The sequence below is a fragment of the Dehalococcoidia bacterium genome, from assembly GCA_030018455.1.
GTDB lineage: Bacteria > Chloroflexota > Dehalococcoidia > DSTF01 > JALHUB01 > JASEFU01.
On the sequence record JASEFU010000007.1, the window covers coordinates 79,648 to 96,114 of the forward strand.

The 16,467-nt window shown below is 67.5% G+C and carries 15 protein-coding genes; 6 read left to right on the forward strand and 9 right to left on the reverse strand.

What is annotated here, in order from left to right:
• Window positions 1-37: 37 nt before the first annotated feature.
• The 5 genes from QME71_09070 to QME71_09090 all read right to left on the reverse strand — a co-directional run bounded on the left by QME71_09070 (window position 38) and on the right by QME71_09090 (window position 5,306).
• Window positions 38-967: a M48 family metallopeptidase gene (locus QME71_09070; GenBank protein ID MDI6858449.1), complete on the reverse strand. Its 930-nt coding sequence runs from the start codon at window positions 965-967 to the stop codon at window positions 38-40.
• A complete protein-coding gene (locus QME71_09075) occupies window positions 964-1,533 on the reverse strand; it encodes a LemA family protein (protein ID MDI6858450.1) in 570 nt (189 codons plus the stop codon). The genes QME71_09070 and QME71_09075 overlap by 4 nt, the downstream gene beginning before the upstream one ends.
• A 175-nt stretch (window positions 1,534-1,708) precedes the next feature.
• Window positions 1,709-2,962, reverse strand: a complete 1,254-nt coding sequence (locus QME71_09080) for a thiolase family protein (protein ID MDI6858451.1) — start codon at window positions 2,960-2,962, stop codon at window positions 1,709-1,711.
• Between the two features lie 291 nt (window positions 2,963-3,253).
• Window positions 3,254-4,507 (reverse strand): thiolase family protein, encoded by a 1,254-nt coding sequence (locus QME71_09085; GenBank protein ID MDI6858452.1) that lies wholly within the window; start codon window positions 4,505-4,507, stop codon window positions 3,254-3,256.
• Between the two features lie 346 nt (window positions 4,508-4,853).
• Complete coding sequence (locus QME71_09090; protein MDI6858453.1) at window positions 4,854-5,306, reverse strand: metallophosphoesterase family protein; 453 nt, start codon at window positions 5,304-5,306, stop codon at window positions 4,854-4,856.
• 115 nt (window positions 5,307-5,421) lie between these two features.
• Between QME71_09090 and acpS the strand changes: the two genes are divergently transcribed.
• The 3 genes from acpS to recJ are packed head-to-tail and all read left to right on the forward strand — an operon-like array spanning window position 5,422 to window position 9,076.
• Complete coding sequence (gene acpS / locus QME71_09095) at window positions 5,422-5,859, forward strand: holo-ACP synthase (GenBank protein MDI6858454.1); 438 nt, start codon at window positions 5,422-5,424, stop codon at window positions 5,857-5,859.
• Complete coding sequence (locus tag QME71_09100) at window positions 5,856-7,406, forward strand: NAD(P)H-hydrate dehydratase (protein MDI6858455.1); 1,551 nt, start codon at window positions 5,856-5,858, stop codon at window positions 7,404-7,406. The genes acpS and QME71_09100 overlap by 4 nt, the downstream gene beginning before the upstream one ends.
• Window positions 7,403-9,076 (forward strand): single-stranded-DNA-specific exonuclease RecJ, encoded by a 1,674-nt coding sequence (gene recJ / locus QME71_09105; protein ID MDI6858456.1) that lies wholly within the window; start codon window positions 7,403-7,405, stop codon window positions 9,074-9,076. The genes QME71_09100 and recJ overlap by 4 nt, the downstream gene beginning before the upstream one ends.
• Window positions 9,077-9,233: 157 nt before the next feature.
• Here the strand turns inward: recJ and QME71_09110 are convergent, their stop codons facing one another.
• The 3 genes from QME71_09110 to QME71_09120 all read right to left on the reverse strand — a co-directional run bounded on the left by QME71_09110 (window position 9,234) and on the right by QME71_09120 (window position 11,642).
• Window positions 9,234-10,094, reverse strand: coding sequence for an alpha/beta hydrolase (locus tag QME71_09110; GenBank protein MDI6858457.1), 861 nt, complete (start codon window positions 10,092-10,094; stop codon window positions 9,234-9,236).
• Between the two features lie 234 nt (window positions 10,095-10,328).
• Window positions 10,329-11,195 carry a L,D-transpeptidase gene (locus QME71_09115; protein ID MDI6858458.1) on the reverse strand — a complete coding sequence of 289 codons (867 nt, stop codon included), beginning with the start codon at window positions 11,193-11,195 and terminating at the stop codon, window positions 10,329-10,331.
• Between the two features lie 30 nt (window positions 11,196-11,225).
• Window positions 11,226-11,642: a secondary thiamine-phosphate synthase enzyme YjbQ gene (locus tag QME71_09120; protein MDI6858459.1), complete on the reverse strand. Its 417-nt coding sequence runs from the start codon at window positions 11,640-11,642 to the stop codon at window positions 11,226-11,228.
• A 160-nt stretch (window positions 11,643-11,802) separates the two neighbouring features.
• Here QME71_09120 and QME71_09125 point away from each other — a divergent pair, with 160 nt between their 5' ends.
• Window positions 11,803-13,089 (forward strand): MFS transporter, encoded by a 1,287-nt coding sequence (locus QME71_09125; GenBank protein ID MDI6858460.1) that lies wholly within the window; start codon window positions 11,803-11,805, stop codon window positions 13,087-13,089.
• Between the two features lie 42 nt (window positions 13,090-13,131).
• Here QME71_09125 and QME71_09130 read toward each other — a convergent pair whose 3' ends face one another.
• Window positions 13,132-14,553, reverse strand: a complete 1,422-nt coding sequence (locus tag QME71_09130; GenBank protein ID MDI6858461.1) for a CoA-binding protein — start codon at window positions 14,551-14,553, stop codon at window positions 13,132-13,134.
• Between the two features lie 109 nt (window positions 14,554-14,662).
• Between QME71_09130 and QME71_09135 the strand changes: the two genes are divergently transcribed.
• Both QME71_09135 and QME71_09140 read left to right on the forward strand, forming a co-directional pair.
• Complete coding sequence (locus QME71_09135) at window positions 14,663-15,574, forward strand: PAC2 family protein (protein MDI6858462.1); 912 nt, start codon at window positions 14,663-14,665, stop codon at window positions 15,572-15,574.
• Window positions 15,575-15,645: 71 nt separating this feature from the next.
• Window positions 15,646-16,452: a glucose 1-dehydrogenase gene (locus tag QME71_09140; protein ID MDI6858463.1), complete on the forward strand. Its 807-nt coding sequence runs from the start codon at window positions 15,646-15,648 to the stop codon at window positions 16,450-16,452.
• Window positions 16,453-16,467: the final 15 nt, after the last annotated feature.

Here is a 16,467-nt window from a genome sequence, read left to right on the forward strand (position 1 = left end):
ACCTCACCTCGTAGGTCGGGCATCTTGCCCGACCCCATCACATCGCGCGAAGGAGGGCGATGCGCTCCTCGATGGGCGGGTGCGTGGCAAACAGGTTGTTCAGGAAACTCTTGTGCTCTCGCAGCGGATTATTGATGTACAGGTGCGCCGTCGCCTTATTCGCCACCTCCAGCGGGTCGGGGTCCGCCGCTATCTTCTCCAGCGCCCGCGCCAGTCCCTCAGGGTAGCGCGTCAGCAGCGCCCCCGACGCGTCCGCCAGGTACTCCCGCTGCCTCGACAGCGCAAAGCGGATGAGCTGTGCCGCTATCGGCGTCAGTATGATCGCGACGATGGCGAAGGCGTAAATGAACGGGGCGGCGCCACCCCCGCCGCGGCCGCGGTTGCTCGAACGGCTGCCCGCGCCCCAGAACGTGAGGCGCAGCATCAGGTCGGCCATGAGCGCGATCAGCCCCACGAGCACCACGACGACCGTCATCAGCCGGATATCGTAGTTGCCGATGTGCGACAGCTCGTGCGCGATGACGCCTTCCAGCTCCAGGTGGTCGAGTTTCTCCAGCAGTCCCCGCGTCACGCAGACCACCGCGTGGTCGGGGTCGCGGCCGGTGGCGAAGGCGTTCGGCGAGCCGTCCTCGATGACGTAGACCTTCGGCATGGGCAGACCGGCGCCGATGCACAGGTTCTCCACCGTCCGCAGCAATTCCGGCTCCTGCGCCTTCGTCACCTCGCGCGCCTGCGAGATCGCGAGCGTGACGCGCGTCGAGGCGTAGTAGCTGAAAATGGCGTAAATCACCGCCATGCCGATAAGCACGGGGACGATGACGAGCGGCAGCCCGAGGGCGATATCGATGGCGACGGCCATGACGCCCACGAGCGCCACGAAGCCGACGAGCAGCAGCCAGGTGGCGCGACGGTTCTTGTCGATCTGGTCGTAGATGAGGACGGGCTTCGTCGGCGTTTTGTCGGTCAACGCTGGAAGCTGACCTCCGGCGCCTCGCGTGCTCCTTCCTCGGCCTCGAAGAACTCGAAGGGCTGGAAGTTGAACATGCGGGCGATGAATACGTTCGGCACGACAAGGATGCGGCTGTTGAAGTCGGTCACGTTGCGGTTGTAGAACTGGCGGGCGTAGGCGATCTTCTCCTCGATGTCGGAAAGCTCCTGTTGCAGCGCCATGAAGTTCTCGCTCGCCCGCAGCTGCGGGTAGTTCTCCGCCACTGCGAACAGCGACCGCAGGGCCTGTGTTAGCTGGTTGTTCGCCTCAGCCGCCTGGGCCGGGCCTTCCGCCTGTTGCAGCATCGAGCGGGCGCGCGTGACGTTCTCGAACACTGCGCGCTCGTGCTCCGCGTAGCCGCGCACCGTCTCGACGAGGTTGGGCACGAGATCGGCGCGGCGCTTGAGCTGGACGTCGATTCCCGACCATGCCTCCTGTGTCCGCACCTTCGAGCGCACAAGGCCGTTGTAGATGCCGAGCGTGAACAGCACCATCAAGACGACGATGACAATCACGACGGCGAGGACGATGAGGGCTGCCGTCACGGTACTGCCTCCTTCGCAGTTTTGCGCCGAAGCCGACGCGTCGCCTAATTGTAAGCTGTGCGCCTGCGGGTGGGAAGCCCGCCGCGAACAGGAGCACGATCGCCGGGCGGGCGAGAGCCGAAAAGAGAGGAGGCCGGATCTTCCCGGCCCCCTCGTTCCGGCGGACTATGCCCCGTTAGGCCCAGGGGTAGTCTTCGCGCTCCCAGGCGGCGGCGTAGCCCATGCCGCTCCCCTGGCACAGCGTCGTCAGCGCCCAGCGGCCGCCGTTGCGCCGCAACTGGAAGCCGGCGGTCGTTATCAGGCGCGTGCCCGAGGCGCCAAGCGGGTGGCCAATGGCGATGGCGCCGCCCCACTGGTTGATCTTCTCCACCACCTTGTCCGATGCTTTCAGCTCCCGGATCCAGTAGTTGAGCACGCAGGCGAACGCTTCGTTTATCTCGATGACGTCGAAGTCCTCAAGCTTCATTCCCGTGCGCTTGAGCAGCTTCTCCGTCGCCCAGCGCGGGCCCACGCCCATAACGTCGGGGTCGACGCCGATCGTTGCGGAGTGCCGGTAGGTGAGCAGCGGCTTCCAGCCCCGCTCCTTGGCGATCTCCTTCGTCGTGACGAGGCAGAGGGTGCCGCCGTCGTTGCGCGGGCAGGAGTTGCCGGCGGTGACGAAGCCGTCCTCTTTCATGATCGGGCGCAGCCCCGCCAGCGCTTCGAGCGTCGTCTCACGGCGCGGCCCCTGGTCCTTGTCGATCGTCTCGCTGGTGCCGTCGGTGTACTTGATTGTCACCGGCATAATCTCGTCTTTGAAGAAGCCGGCGTCCTGGGCCGCGACTGCCTTCTGTTGGCTGCGCAGCGACCATTCGTCAGCCTCCTCGCGCGTGATTCCGAAGCGTGAGTGCAGGTTCTCGGCCGTCCAGAGCATGTTCATCAGCATGGGGTTTTTCACGGTGAACCACCAGGGCAGCAACTCCGCGTCCTTCCAGCCCTCGGGATAGGGCATGTCGGACTTTGGCGGCGCAAGGCTGGGTCCGCGCGTCGCCTGCCCGGCCATCTCCTCCGGCGAGACGACGCCTGTGCGGTCCATCGTCTCGATGCCGCCGGCGAGGATAATGTCGGCTCCTCCCGCCATCACGCACTGGCATGCTTCAACTGTGGTCTGCAGGGCGCTCGCGCACTGAGTGTTGACGTCCGTGCCCCAGATGCTCTCCGGCAGGCCCGCCTCGAAGAGGTACGTCCGCGCCTTGGTCAGGGGGCTCGAAAGCATCACCGAGCCCATGTGCACCTCGTCGACGTCCTTCGGGTCGAGGTTGTTGCGCTGCAGCAGGTACTTGAAGAGGGGGACCATGAGGTCGACATGGGTGATGGCTTTGAACACGCCCCTTCTGCCGGCGCGTCCAAACGGCGTTCGTACCCCATCAACGATTACGGCTTCTCGCATTGCTGTTGCTCCCTTTCTCTGAGTCGTTTGCCTGAGGACAGAATCAGCATATTGACAGACGGATTATGGGTCAAACGCTTCGCCGTCGGCCTGCCGAGGGATAGCAGATCGATACACGGGCGGGAGAAAGAGCGTGTGACCGCGCCCGTCGGATGAACTTGAGGCGCCGGCGCAGAAATGCCCGTTCCTTTGGGACGCGGAGACGCTTGGACGGTAGCGCGTCTCAGGGTGCGAACAAGCGGGGAGGGCCGGTTTCGACCCTCCCGACGCTTCTTCGCGGTAGCGCCCGGGCTAGGCCCAGGGGTAGTCTTCGCGCTCCCAGGCGGCGGCGTAGCCCATGCCCATCCCCTGGCAGAGCGTGGTGAGCGCCCAGCGGCCGCCGTTCTCCCGCAACTGGAAGCCGGCGGTCGTAATCAGGCGGGCGCCGGTGGCCCCTAGCGGGTGGCCGATGGCAATGGCGCCGCCCCACGGGTTTATCTTCTCGACCACCTTGTCCGATGCTTTGAGTTCCCGGATCCAGTAGTTGATGACGCAGGAGAACGCTTCGTTGAGCTCGATGACGTCGAAGTCCTCAAGCTTCATTCCCGTGCGCTTCAGCAGCTTGTCCGTCGCCCACGTCGGCCCGATGCCCATAACGTCGGGGTCGACGCCGATGGTGGCGCAATGGCGGAAGGTGAGCAGCGGCTTCCAGCCCCGCTCCTTCGCGACCTCCTTGCTGGTGACCAGGCACATTGTCGTGCCGTCGTTGCGGGGGCAAGAGTTGCCGGCCGTCACTTTGCCTTCCGGGGACAGGATCGGCCGGAGCTGTTGCAGCGCTTCGAGGCTGGTCTCGCGGCGCGGCCCCTGGTCCTTCGAGATCGTCTCGCTCGTGCCGTCGGTGTACTTGATGGTGATCGGCACTATCTCATGGCGGAACTTATCGGCGTCCTGGGCCGCCACCGCCAGTTGCTGGCTGCGCAGCGCCCACTCGTCTGCCTCCTCCCGCGTGATGTTGTAGCGCGCGTGGAGGTTCTCGGCCGTCCAGAGCATGTTAATGAGCTGCGGGTTCTTGATGGTGAACCACCAGGGCAGCCGCTCCGCTTCCTTCCAGTCCGGCGGGTAGGGCATGTCGGACTGGGGAGGCAGGATGTTCGGCGGCGGCGGCGCCTGACCCGCCATCTCTTCCGGCGTCACCACGCCCGTGCGGTCCATCGTCTCGATGCCACCCGCGAGGACGATATCGGCGGTGCCCGACATCACGCGCTCGCAGGCGGTGACGACCGTGTGGAGCGCGCTCGCGCACTGCGTGTTGATGTCGACGCCCCAAATGCTGTCCGGCAGGCCCGACTCCCAGAGGTAGGCGCGCGCCTTGGTAAGGGGGTTGACGTAGCCCGCCGAGCCGATGTGCATCTCGTCTACGTCTGTGGGGTCCAGGTTGTTGCGCTTCACGATCTCTTTGAGCAGCGGCACCATGAGGTCGACGTGCGTGATGGCGCGGAACATGCCCCGCCTTCCCGCGCGGCCGAAGGGTGTCCGCACCCCGTCAACGACTACTGCTTCTCGCATCGATTATCGCTCCCTTCTCTTTCGCCGGTCTTTCAGCCCTGTGAGAATACTCGTGATTCCGGTTAGTGGTCAACACCGGTTTCCAGGCAGGCGGCGATCGCTGAGAAGGAATTGTCTGAAGGCACAACCGCAGCCTGGGGGCGGCGTCATGGAAAGGCAACTGTGGCTTATGCCTGCGAACCGGGCGTTTTTCGGGCCCGCAGAACGCGGTCGACGCCGTGCCCTTTGGGGCGCGGTGTGGAGCGGCTAAACATAGAAGGGGCCGCAGCCGGAAACGTCTGCCTGCCTCGGGTTGAGGGGTCTGCCGTCAACCGCCGCGCTCGAATGAAGGTCCGGCGCACGCCAGCTATCGCGGCCCCAGGCCGACGATCTCGCCCCGGACGCTGTCGCCATCGATGTGCAGCAGCCCGACCGTTGGCTCCTCCGAAAGATACGTCCGGCCGGCGGAACCGGGGTTGAGGCGGAGGTACTTCTCGTTGTTCCGGATGAGCGGCTCGTGCGAGTGGCCGTGCACCAGCACCTTGACTTCCGGGCCTGCCTTGCTGTCGTCGAAGCGGTGCACCAGGTGAATGTTGCAGCCCTCAAAGCAGAGGTCGTGGTGGGTCGCGAGAAGGGTGAAGACCGGCGCCCGGTCGGCGTTGCCGCGGACGGCGGTGACCGGCGCCAGCTTCTCGAGCTCGCGGATAATATCCATGCTGCCGATGTCGCCGGCGTGGAGGATGTGATCGACTCCGGCGAAGGCTTCGCGAATGCGGTCGTCGAAGTAGCCGTGCGTGTCCGATATCAGGCCGATGAGCAAGAGGGCACCTTCATCTCCGGCAAACGAGGCCACACCGAGAATAATCGAAGCGGGCGCGAAAACAAAAGGGGTTACCTGGTTGCTCTGACAGCGGCTGTGATAGAATTAGGCACCCATGACTTCGCTCGCCGTCGGCGTTGATATGGTCGAGATCGACCGCATACGCGGCGTCCTCGAGCGCCACGGCGACCGCTTTCGCGCCCGCATCTTCACCGCCGCCGAACTGGCCGTCTCCCGCGACCGCCCGCACCAGCTCGCCGCCCGCTTCGCCGCCAAGGAGGCGACGATGAAGGCGCTGGGCACCGGCGTCCGCGGCGTCGGCTGGCGCGATATCGAGGTCCTCCCCAACGAGCGCGGCAAGCCGCTCCTCTTCCTTGCGAGCCGGGCGCGCAGGCGGGCGCGCGCTATCGGCCTCACGTCGCTGGAGGTGAGCCTGACGCATTCGCGGGAGTACGCCATCGCCACGGTCGTCGGACTGCAGCGCAAATCGGACGATCCGCAGGCCGAGCGCAGACGGTTGCTGCGCCGTCTTCGAGAAGGGGGCTTTCTATGAAGCTTGTAACCGCCGACCAGATGCGCCATCTCGACCAGCAGGCCGTGAAGGCAGGGATTCCCCTCGAGCAGTTGATGGAGAAAGCTGGCCTGGGGGCGGCCCAGTACGTGCGCAAGATGCTGGGAAACGTGCGCGGACGCCGCATCCTCGTCCTCGCCGGGCCGGGGAACAACGGCGGCGACGGCCTTGTCGCCGCCCGTCACCTGCACGACTGGGGAGCGGAGGTGCGCGTCTACCTCCTCGCCAGGCGTCGAAGCGACGAGAACAACTACCTCGAACTCGTCAAGCGCGAGCTCGACATGGCCAACGCCGAAGACGACGCCTCGTTCGCCGCCCTCGACCGCTTTCTCTCCGACGCCGAGCTCGTGCTCGACGCCCTGCTCGGGATCGGCGTGCAGCGGCCCGTCGAGGCCAACCTCGCGACCATCCTCAACCGGCTGCGCAAGGCGCGCGAAGGACGGCAGCCGCCGCGGCTCGTCGCCGTGGACGTGCCGACCGGCCTTAACTCCGACACCGGCGCCGTCGACCCCCACTGCGTCGCCGCCGACGCCACCGTCACCTTCGGCCTGTCGAAGGTCGGCCTTCACACGCTTCCCGGGTCGCGCTACGCCGGCCACGTCGAGGTCGTCGACATCGGCATACCGGCGGCGGCGACGGCGGCCGTCAAGGTCGAGCTCCTGACGCCCGAGTGGGTGGCAGGCGTGCTCCCGGCCCGTCCCCCCGACGCCAACAAGGGCACGTTCGGGCGGGTGCTGGTCGTCGGCGGCTCGGAGAACTTCGTCGGCGCCGTGCGGCTCGCCGCGGCGGGCGCGTCGCGCGTGGGCGCGGGCATCGTAACCGTCGCCTGTCCGCGCAGCATCTACGGCATGGTCGCCGCCGGCCTGACGGAGGCGACGTACCTCCCGCTTGCCGAAAAGGACGGCGGCATATCCGAGCGGGCGACCTCGAGCGTGCTCGACCTCCTCGGCGATTTCGACGCCCTCCTCCTCGGGTGCGGTCTCGGGCGGCGCGCCGCGACGATGGCTTTCGTCCGTTCGCTCCTCTTCTCGTTAAAGGAAGGCACGCGGCTGGGCATCGTCCTCGACGCCGACGGGCTGAACATCCTTGCCGGAACGCCGAACTGGCCGGCGCAGATAAACGTCCCCATGATCATGACGCCGCACCCGGGCGAGCTGCGACGCCTGACGGGCCGCCCCATCCCGGAAATTCAGTCCGACCGGCTCGGCGCGGCCATGCGTTACGCCTCCGAGTGGAACCAGGAGATCGTGCTGAAGGGCGCCCACACGGTCGTTGCGGCGCCGGACGAGCGCGCGGCCGTGAGCCCGTTCGCGAACCCGGCGCTCGCCACCGCTGGCACGGGCGACGTCCTCGCCGGGGCAATCGCCGGCCTCCTCGCGCAGGGACTGGGGCGTTTCGAGGCCGCTGCCTGCGGCGTCTATCTGCACGCGGCCGCCGGTGAGCGCGTACGCGAGATGCTGGGCGAAACGGGCGCCGTCGCCGGCGACCTCCTGCCGGAGCTCCCGCTGGTGATGAAGGGGCTCCGATGAGGATGAAGCGCCGCTGGAGGATGCGGGAAAGCGGCTGCGAAGGCGCGCTCGACGGCTCCCCTTACCCCCCGCTCGTCCGGCGCGTCCTGGAAGCGCGCGGCATCGCCGGCGCCGCAGACGCCCGCGCCTTCTTTGACGGCGGGGCAGAAAGCGATGTCCCCGCGCTCCCCGACCTCGATAAAGCGGTGGCGCGGCTCGCGGAGGCCGCCCGCGCTGGCGAGACCGTCGCCGTCTTCGGCGACTTCGATGTCGATGGCTTGACCGCCGCCGCCATCCTCATCGAGGCGCTGGCCGCCCTTGGGGCGAACGTCATCTCCTACGTCCCCGACCGCTTCCTCGAGGGGTACGGCCTGAACACGGGGGCGATATCGCGGCTTCACAGAGAGGGCGCGACCCTGCTGCTCGCCGTCGACTGCGGCACAAGCTCCGTCGAAGAAGTGGCGCACGCACGCGACTGCGGCATGGACGTCGTCATCGTCGACCACCACGTGCCGCCGGCGCTTCTCCCCGACGCGCTCGCCATCGTGAATCCGAAAGTCGATTCCAGCTCACTTTACGAGGGTCTCGCTTCCGCCGGGCTCGCCTATTTCCTTGCCTCCGCGCTCTGCGACGCCTCGGGCCGTCCCTTTCCCCCCGAAAGCTGCCTCGACCTCGCCGCCCTGGGCACCGTCGTCGACATGGCGCCGCTTACCGGCGTCAACCGCGACCTGGCGCGAAGGGGCGTCGAGGCGCTGCGGCGGACGGAGCGCTGCGGGCTGCAGGCGCTGATGGAGGTGGCGCGCGTCGACGCTTCCACGCTGGACACGGAGGCCCTCTCGTTCATGCTCGGGCCGCGGCTCAACGCCGCCGGACGCGTTGCCCATGCCCGCCACGGTCTCGAACTGCTGCTCTGTCAGGACCGGGCGCGGGCGTGGAAGCTCGCGCGCGAGCTCGACGGGCTGAACCGCGAGCGGCAGCGCCAGCAGGCAGCCGCCCTCGAAGTGGCGCGCCGTTTGCTTGACGAGCAAGACGCGGGGGCGCCGCTCGTCATGCTGGGCAGCGAGGCGATAGCCCCGGGCGTGGCGGGACTCGTCGCCTCGCGACTCGCCGAGGAGCTTTACCGGCCGTGCGTCGTCTACAGCCCCGATGGCGCCATCAGCCGCGCCAGTGCCCGCAGCATCGAAGAGTTCGATATCGCCGCTGCCCTGCGCGAGTGCGGCGACCTCTTTCTGCGCTCCGGCGGGCACCGGCAGGCGGGAGGCTTCACCGCTGAGAACGAGCGGCTGCCGGAGATACGGGAGCGGCTGGTGGCGTGCGCGCGCGAACGGCTGGCGGGGCTGGAGCTGACGCCGGTGATCGACGTCGACGCGGTGGCGCCGCTGGCGGACGTCGGCGGCGACGAGATACGGTGGCTTTCGCGCATGGCGCCGTTCGGCGTGGGCAACCCCGAGCCGGTGTTCTGGAGCCGCGGCGTCACGGTCGTCGAAGGGCGGACGGTGGGCGCGGACGACCAGCACCTGCGCCTGAAGCTAAAGGATGGCCGCGTTGTGTGGCCGGCGATCGGCTTCGGGCTGGGGGACGCGCCGGTGCGCGCGGGGTCGAAGGTCGATATCGTCTACTCGATTGGCTCAGACCGCGGGGGCTACGGCTCCCTCCAACTCCTCCTCCACGACCTCGCCATTTCCTCGTAGGCCGCCAGCCGGAGCCTCCGGGGAGTGCAGAGGGGCGTCCCCTCTGCCGGGCCTGCCTGCCGGTAGGCGGGGGTCGCAAAGGATCTCCCCCCGATTGCCCACAGACAAGACTGGGTGGGAGGGTGGGCAGAACCACCCTTCGCTTGCGGGTCGTCGATCAGGCAGAGAGCCGGGAGAGGAGATCGCGGACGGCGCGGATGACGGCGTCAGGACGCTCCATCGGCACGTGGTGCGACGCGTCCGGCAGCGGACGGTCCTCCCCCTGCGGCAACCACCCTGCCAGCTCCGGCGCCGTCGTCGACGCAAACCCCTCCTTCGACGTCCCCCGCAGCACGATCGCCGGCACGTCCGCGTGCGCTATCTCCGGCCACAGGTCGTAGGAGAGCGTCTGCCGGTAGATCTCCACTTCCGTCTCCGGCGGGCACTTGAGCGTCACCTCGCCGTCGTCCGTCTCGCGCACGGCCTCCTGCACGAAGAGGTCGAAGAACTCCGGCCGCCAGCGCGAATACGGCACGCGGCCCGAAAGCGACTCCCGCATCGCCTCCCGCGACGGCCACGAACGACGCCGCTTCCTCGCGCCGTAGAAGTCGCTCTGCTCGGCCACCTCCGGCCTTGCGTAGAACGCCTGCTTGAGGATGACGGGGTCGGCGAGGACGATGCCTCGCACAAGCGGCGGGTAGCGCGCGGCGCAGATGGCCGAGAAGGCGCCCCCCATCGAGTGGCCGACGAGCACGTACGGGCCGAGGTCGAGCGCCCGCATCGTCCCGCCGACGTAGTCGGCAAGCGCGCTCCAGTTATAGCCGGGCGCAGGCTCGCTGTCGCCGCAGCCCGGCAGGTCGAGGGCGAGGACACGCGCGGGCTCCTCCCGCAGGACGACGGCGATGGGGTGCCACAGAGCGGCCAGGTAGCCGTTTGCGTGAACGCAGAGGATGGTCTGGCCTTCGCCGCCCCAATCGAGCAGGTGGAGGCGGATGCCGTTTACGTCCAGAAAGAGGTCGGTAGCTCCCGCTGGGGTCATTCTCGGTCCTTTGAGGTCATCATGAGTCTAAGAAAGCGAAAGGCCGTGGTCAACAGCAGACGTATCAGAGAGCGGCATGCCTCTCCGCGGGTGCGTCCATGTAGTTGGGGAGTAGGACACGTAGCTGCCGCAGCGGGCGCAGTCGCTGCGTCCCTCCGCCTTGTCTTTGCTCATGGCGCGCCTCGATAGGGGTCTGGAAACCGGCTGGAGTCTAGATGTCGCGGCGCTGAGAGGTCAATCGTGGACTTCGACGCGCATGCCCGGCGCGCCGAAAAGCCAGAAGTACTGCGCGTCGTGGAGCTGGAGTCCCACGCAGCCGTGGCTCGTCGGCGTGCTGCCGAACACGGATTCCGGACGCCAGTAGTTGAGGTGAATGGCGTTGCCGTAGCGGTCGAAGTACTGCGTGAAGAGGACGCGCTCGACGTCGTATTGCGCCTGACCGGGCGGGTACCCCGCCTGCGCCGCCGTCATGCGCTCCACCGCGATGCGGCCGTCAGGCTGGATCACGTGCGACCCCTTAGGAGTGGGGAAGTCGGGGCTGCCGGTGGTGGCGAGGGCGACGTGAATTGCAGTGTCGCCGATCATCGCCGCCGCCGTCTGCGTCGACAGATTGATGTCGATCCACTTCTCCTGACCCTGCGGGTCGATGAGGGGCGACGTCTCGTCGGGGCCGAGGCGGAACACAAAGGCGCCGAACACGTAGCTGCCGTCGTCGAGCTGGAGCCATTCGCTTGCCCACGCCGGCGTGCTCGACACCCACGTCTGGCTGCCCACGAGCCAGTTCTCGCCCTGCACTGCGGCGACGACGTTCACCGTTTCGCCGTCCTGTCGCACTCCAACCTCCGGGTTGGCCGTCGAGGGGTCGCCGCGCGTCCGCACCTCGCCGCCGATGATTATCGCCGCGCCCGGGGCAATCGAGGGCGTGGGCGTGGGAACGGGGGTAGGCTCCTGGGTCGGCAGCGGCGGGCGAGTGGGGGTGACTGTGGGGGTGAGCGTGGGCGTGGGCGCAGGATCCCCGTTGATCATCTCACAGCCGTTGGAGACAAGAAGGCCGAAAAGCACCCCGCCCAGGAGCGCCACGCCCAGCACGAGAACCCTCACGCCGCTCTCCCTTCTGCCCTTCTTCCTGCCCTACTCGCCGATGATCTGCGCGATGACCTCGCGGCGCCTTGGTCGTATGTCGAAGTCCAGATGTACTATCTGTTGCCATGTGCCTAAGGTCAAGGCGCCCCGCACGAAAGGCACCGCCAGCGACGGCCCGACGAGCGCCGCGCGCACGTGGCTGTGACCGTTGTTGTCGCCCCACCGCTCGTTGTGGCGGTAGTAGCGGTTCTGGGGGACGATCTCGTCGAACACCTGGTTGAGGTCGGCGACAGCGCCCGGCTCGTACTCGATAGTCGTCAGCCCGCAGGTCGAGCCCGGGCAGAACAGCGTGACGACGCCGGAACTCACGCCCGATTCCGCGACCGCCCTGGCGACGGCGTCCGTGATGTCGCTGGCGTCGCCGTTGCCCCTGGTCTGCAGCGATATGCTCTTGCTAACAACCATCTTGCGCTCCTTCGGGGGTGATGCCTCATTATAGCGCCGCGGAGATGCTCCTTTCCGCGCCGCTGCTTGTGATGCCGCACGACGTCGACGGCGCCATCGACGCGGATTGCCCGCTTCGCGCTGTCTCCGAGGGGCGTCCTTCGCCTAGAATGGGCATGGCATGGTTGTTCCGCCCGACTCCGAAGTTTTCCTGCCCGAGAGCGACGCAGCCCGCGCGGAGAGCGATTGGGCGTGGATACGCCGTCCCATCGTGTCGCTCGGCTACCCGCAGTTCCGACTCTTCTGGTTCAGCAACCTGATTGTCGCTGTCGGCATCATGGTGCAGTTCACTGCCCAGGGTTGGCTCATCGTCCAGCTCACCGACTCGGCGCTGCTGCTGGGCGCCGTCGATGCCGTGTGGGCGGTGACCTTCGGCCTGGGCTCGATACCGATGGGCATGCTCGCCGACCGCTTCAACCGGCGCAACCTCCTCATCCTTGGCAACGTCGTCGCGCTGACTACGGCGGTCACGATCGGCGTGCTCGTGGCCTTCGACCTTGTCGCCATCTGGCACCTGCTGCTGGTGTCGGGTGTCGGCGGCGTGCTCTTCGCCGTGCGTTTCCCCACCGGCCAGGCGATGACGGCGCGCCTGGTGCCTCAGGAGCACCTGATGAACGCGATCTCGCTGAACTCGGTCAGCCACAGCCTGCCGAACGTCGCCGGGCCGGCCGCGGGCGGCGTGCTCATCGGCGCGCTGGGGATCGCCGCGGCGTACTTCGTCACGACCGGATCGTACGTAATCGCCCTGCTTATGATGCTCGCCGTCGCCGCAGCCTTCGGACGGGTGCCGCAGCGCGCGGCGTCGGGCGTCGTCCAGGAGTTGCGGGAGGGCTACGACTATCTTGTAGCCCACAAGGAGCTGCTGCGCATCACGGCGGCGATGCTCATCCCCTTCGTCCTCGGCCAGTCGTACGTGCTGCTGCTTCCGCTCTTCGTGCGGCAGGAGCTGGACGCCGGGCCGGAGACGTTCGGGGCGCTGAGCGCGAGCCTGGGCGCGGGCAGCGTGATCGGCGCGATGAGCGTCGCGACGTTCGGGAAGGAGCGGCAGATCGGCCTGCTGATGTTCGCCGGCGTGCTGGGCACCGGGCTGGCGGCAATAGTCTACGGCCTTTCGCAGTGGGCGGCGCTCACGGGAGCCGTCCTTTTCGTGGCCGGCGGCTCCGAAAGCGCCCTCTTCGCTGCCTACGAGACGTTCCTCTTGCTGCGCCTTCCCGACGAGATCAGGGGCCGCGTACTCGGCCTCATGTTCACGGTCGTCGCCGTCTTTCCGATAAGCGCGGTCTTTGCCGGCGCGATAGCCGACGTCGTCGGGCTGCGCGCGCTGGCGGTCATCGAGGGGATCGTCATCAGCGCCATGGGGTGGGCGGCGTGGCGCCTCGTGCTGAGCCGCACCGCGCCCGCTTATTGATGCGACGACCCTGAGATCTCGCGCTGTGCAATCGTTGAACGTTCAGGTGATGACGCGCCGCGTGGCGCGCGAGTAGGCCCAGAGCGCGCGCTCCGGGCTCGAGTACGACGGCACTCCGTGCCGCGCGAACGCCTTGTCGAACAGGATCTCGCCCCCGCCCACTGACGACTGCATGATCGGCTTCCCCGTCCGCCGCGAGATGTCGGAGATCGTCGCCGCGTACGGCTCCATCGTCCCTCCCATCGGCGCGCCGCCGATCACCAGCAGGGCGTCGACGTTCGGGTCCATCGCTGTCGCCTCCGTCGCCCGGTAGTAGATCTCGCTCGTGCCGACGATCACCATCCCCATATCGACAGGGTTGCGCACGCTTGTGCCCGCGGCCGGGATGATGGCCCGCAGCACCTCCTGCGTCCCCGCCGATAGTTGCGCCAGCGTCAGCCCGTTCTCCTCGCAGGCGTCCGACGCTGACACCGCCGGCCCGCCGGGGCCCGCCAGTATCGCGATGCGACGCCCGGAGTCCGGCGGCACGTAGCGGCAGGCGACGAGCACGTCCACCATCTCGTCCATGTCGCGCGCTTGGATCGCTCCCACCTGCCGCAGCAGCCCCGACCACACCTCCGCTTCGCCCGAAAGCGACCCCGTGTGCGAGTTCGCCGCCTTCGCGCCCGAGGCCGTGCGCCCCGCTTTCCAGACCACGAGCCGCTTGCGCTGCGCTACCCGCTCCATCGCCCGTCGCAGACGCCGCCCGTCTTTCGCCCCCTCGATGTACGCCCCGACGACCTCCGTCTCCGGGTCATCGGCCAGGAACTCGAAGAAGTCCGACGCCTCGAGGTCCGCCTGGTTGCCTATGCTCACCACCTTGCTGAAGGCGAGGCCGCGTCCGTGCCCGACGCCGACAAGAAAGCTGCACAGCGACCCGCTCTGCGATACAAACGATATTGGGCCTACGTCCGGCGGCATGGCGGGGAACATCGCCAGGCCCGACTTGGGTACGTAGAGTCCCATGCAGTTCGGGCCCTGAAGCCGCATGCCGGTCCGACGCGCCGCCGCCAGCGCCTCTGCCTCCCGCTGCCGTCCCTCCTCCGTCCCCGCCTCCGAGAAGCCGGCCGTGAAGAGGACGGCCGCCTTCACCCCCTTCTCCGCGCACTCGGCCACGACCGGCACCGCCGCCGCCGTCGGCACGACGATGATCGCGAGGTCGGGCGTCTCGGGCAGCGACGAGACGGACGGGTAGCAGCGCAGCCCGGCGATCTCCTCCGCGTTCGGGTTGACGGGATAGATGCGGCCGCGGTAGCCGGGATTCAGCAGCCCCAGCAGGAATATCTGACCAGGCTTCAGCGTCCGCGGCACCCCGACGACCGCGACGGATTCCGGCTCAAAGAGCGCCTTCGCGGGAAAAGCCCCAGGCGCTGTATCCTTAATAGAGCAGGCATCTTGCCCGCCGGCCGCGACTTTGTCATCCATGATTCCTCACCTATGTCTAGCGCTCCGTGCCGACGCGAGACGCTGACTCATTGCCTCAGCGTTCACGCGGTCTGCTATACTCGAAGGAAGATCGTGCGACTCGATTGAGATGCAGTATACAAGAGTCGAAGAGCTACCTGAACTGCGCGACCCCCTTCTCCTCGTCGCCTTCGCCGGCTGGAACGACGCCGCCGAAGCCGCGACCGCATCGCTGCGCGTGCTCATTGACAAGTGGGACGCCCGCCGCTTCGCCGACATCGACGCCGAGGAGTTCTACGACTTCACGAGCACGCGTCCCATCGTCCGCGTCGGCGCCGACTTCCAGCGACAGCTCGAATGGCCGGCAAACGCCTACTACTATCACAGGGACCCCTCGCTACCGCGCGATCTCGTTATCCTCGTGGGCAACGAGCCGCACCTGAAGTGGAAAGCTTTCACGGGCGAGGTGATCGATCTGGCGCGGCAGTGCGGGGTGAGCATGGTCGTGACGCTCGGCGCCATGCTCGCCGACACGCCGCATACGCGGCCGGTGCCCCTCATCGGCTTCGCCACCGACGCCGCTCTCATTGCCCGGCTCCGTGACATGAACATCGGCCCCACCCGCTACCAGGGCCCAACGGGCATACTCGGCGCCATCCACGACGCTTGTCTGCGCGAAGAGCTCCCGGCGATAAGCCTCTGGGCAAGCGTTCCCCACTACCTCGGCGTCACCCAGAACCCGAAGGTCGCCTCCGCGCTCCTCCACTCCGTCGATAGCCTGTTCGGGCTGGGGATTGACCTCGAAGACCTCGACGAGGCAGTGAAACGCTTTGAGGAGCAGGTCAACACGGTCATCGCCCGTAATCCGGAAGCGGCGGCCTACGTCCGCGAGCTCGAGCGTCGCGTCGACGCAGCGCTGGGGGGCGAGCAGCCCGCCGGCGAAGAGGGAGAGCAGGTCGAGTTCCCGTCCAGCGAAGCTCTGATACACGATCTTGAGGAGTTCCTCCGCAGGCGCCGGGGCGAGAACGGCGGCAGCGATTAGCGGACGGCCGGACGCAGCGCGCGCGGGATCCAATGGGCTGAAGCAAACGGTATCGAAGGGAGAGACCACAGGTGTTTGACCTCACGAGATTCTCGCTCGAGGGGAAGGTGGCGATCGTCACCGGCGGCGGACGCGGCATCGGCAAGGGCATCGCCGAGGGCTTCGCAAAGGCGGGCGCGAGGGTCGTCATCACCAGCCGCAAGATGAACGACCTCGAGGCAACGGCGGAGGAGATCCGCGCTGCCGGCGGCGACTGCTGGCCGCTCCAATCACACCTCGGGCACATGGAAGACATCCAGAAGGTGGTCGATGCGGTGATGGAGCGCTACGGCCGGATCGATATCCTCGTCAATAACGCCGGCGCCAGCCCCGCGATGGGCAGCGTCCTGGAGTCGGACGAACGGCTCTGGGAGACGATAATGAACGTCAATCTGAAGGGCTTGTACTTCCTGAGCCAGCGGGTGGCGCGGGTGATGAAGGAGCAGGGCGGCGGGAAGATCATCAACATCGCCTCCGTGGACGCCTTCAAGCCGGAGCGTGGGGTCAGCATCTACAGCATCTCGAAGGCGGCCGTGCGCATGGTGACCTTCGCCTTTGCCGCCGAGCTCGCGCCCTACAATATCCAGGTCAACACCATCGCGCCCGGCGCCATCACCAGTAAAATGCTCGATTCCCACTGGTTCCACCTGCCGCCGGAGGAGGCAAGGCGGCAGAAGGCGGCGCTGGCGGCGCACATGCCGATGGGCCGTATCGGCGAGCCGGACGAGATAGCGGGCGCCGCGATCTACCTGGCGTCTGATGCCTCCAGCTATACCACCGGCGCCGAAATCGTTGTCGATGGCGGGGCCCTGCTGAGCACGCCCCTGGTCGCAGAGTAGCGCGGGGAGACGGCA

Coding starts and splice junctions, on each gene's coding strand:
- QME71_09080 (MDI6858451.1), bottom strand. CDS start 2,962: ATGCGAGAAGCCGTAATCGTTGATGGGGTACGAACGCCGTTTGGACGC.
- QME71_09130 (MDI6858461.1), bottom strand. CDS start 14,553: ATGGATGACAAAGTCGCGGCCGGCGGGCAAGATGCCTGCTCTATTAAG.
- recJ (MDI6858456.1), top strand. CDS start 7,403: ATGAGGATGAAGCGCCGCTGGAGGATGCGGGAAAGCGGCTGCGAAGGC.
- QME71_09110 (MDI6858457.1), bottom strand. CDS start 10,094: ATGACCCCAGCGGGAGCTACCGACCTCTTTCTGGACGTAAACGGCATC.
- acpS (MDI6858454.1), top strand. CDS start 5,422: ATGACTTCGCTCGCCGTCGGCGTTGATATGGTCGAGATCGACCGCATA.
- QME71_09120 (MDI6858459.1), bottom strand. CDS start 11,642: ATGGTTGTTAGCAAGAGCATATCGCTGCAGACCAGGGGCAACGGCGAC.
- QME71_09135 (MDI6858462.1), top strand. CDS start 14,663: ATGCAGTATACAAGAGTCGAAGAGCTACCTGAACTGCGCGACCCCCTT.
- QME71_09100 (MDI6858455.1), top strand. CDS start 5,856: ATGAAGCTTGTAACCGCCGACCAGATGCGCCATCTCGACCAGCAGGCC.
- QME71_09085 (MDI6858452.1), bottom strand. CDS start 4,507: ATGCGAGAAGCAGTAGTCGTTGACGGGGTGCGGACACCCTTCGGCCGC.
- QME71_09125 (MDI6858460.1), top strand. CDS start 11,803: ATGGTTGTTCCGCCCGACTCCGAAGTTTTCCTGCCCGAGAGCGACGCA.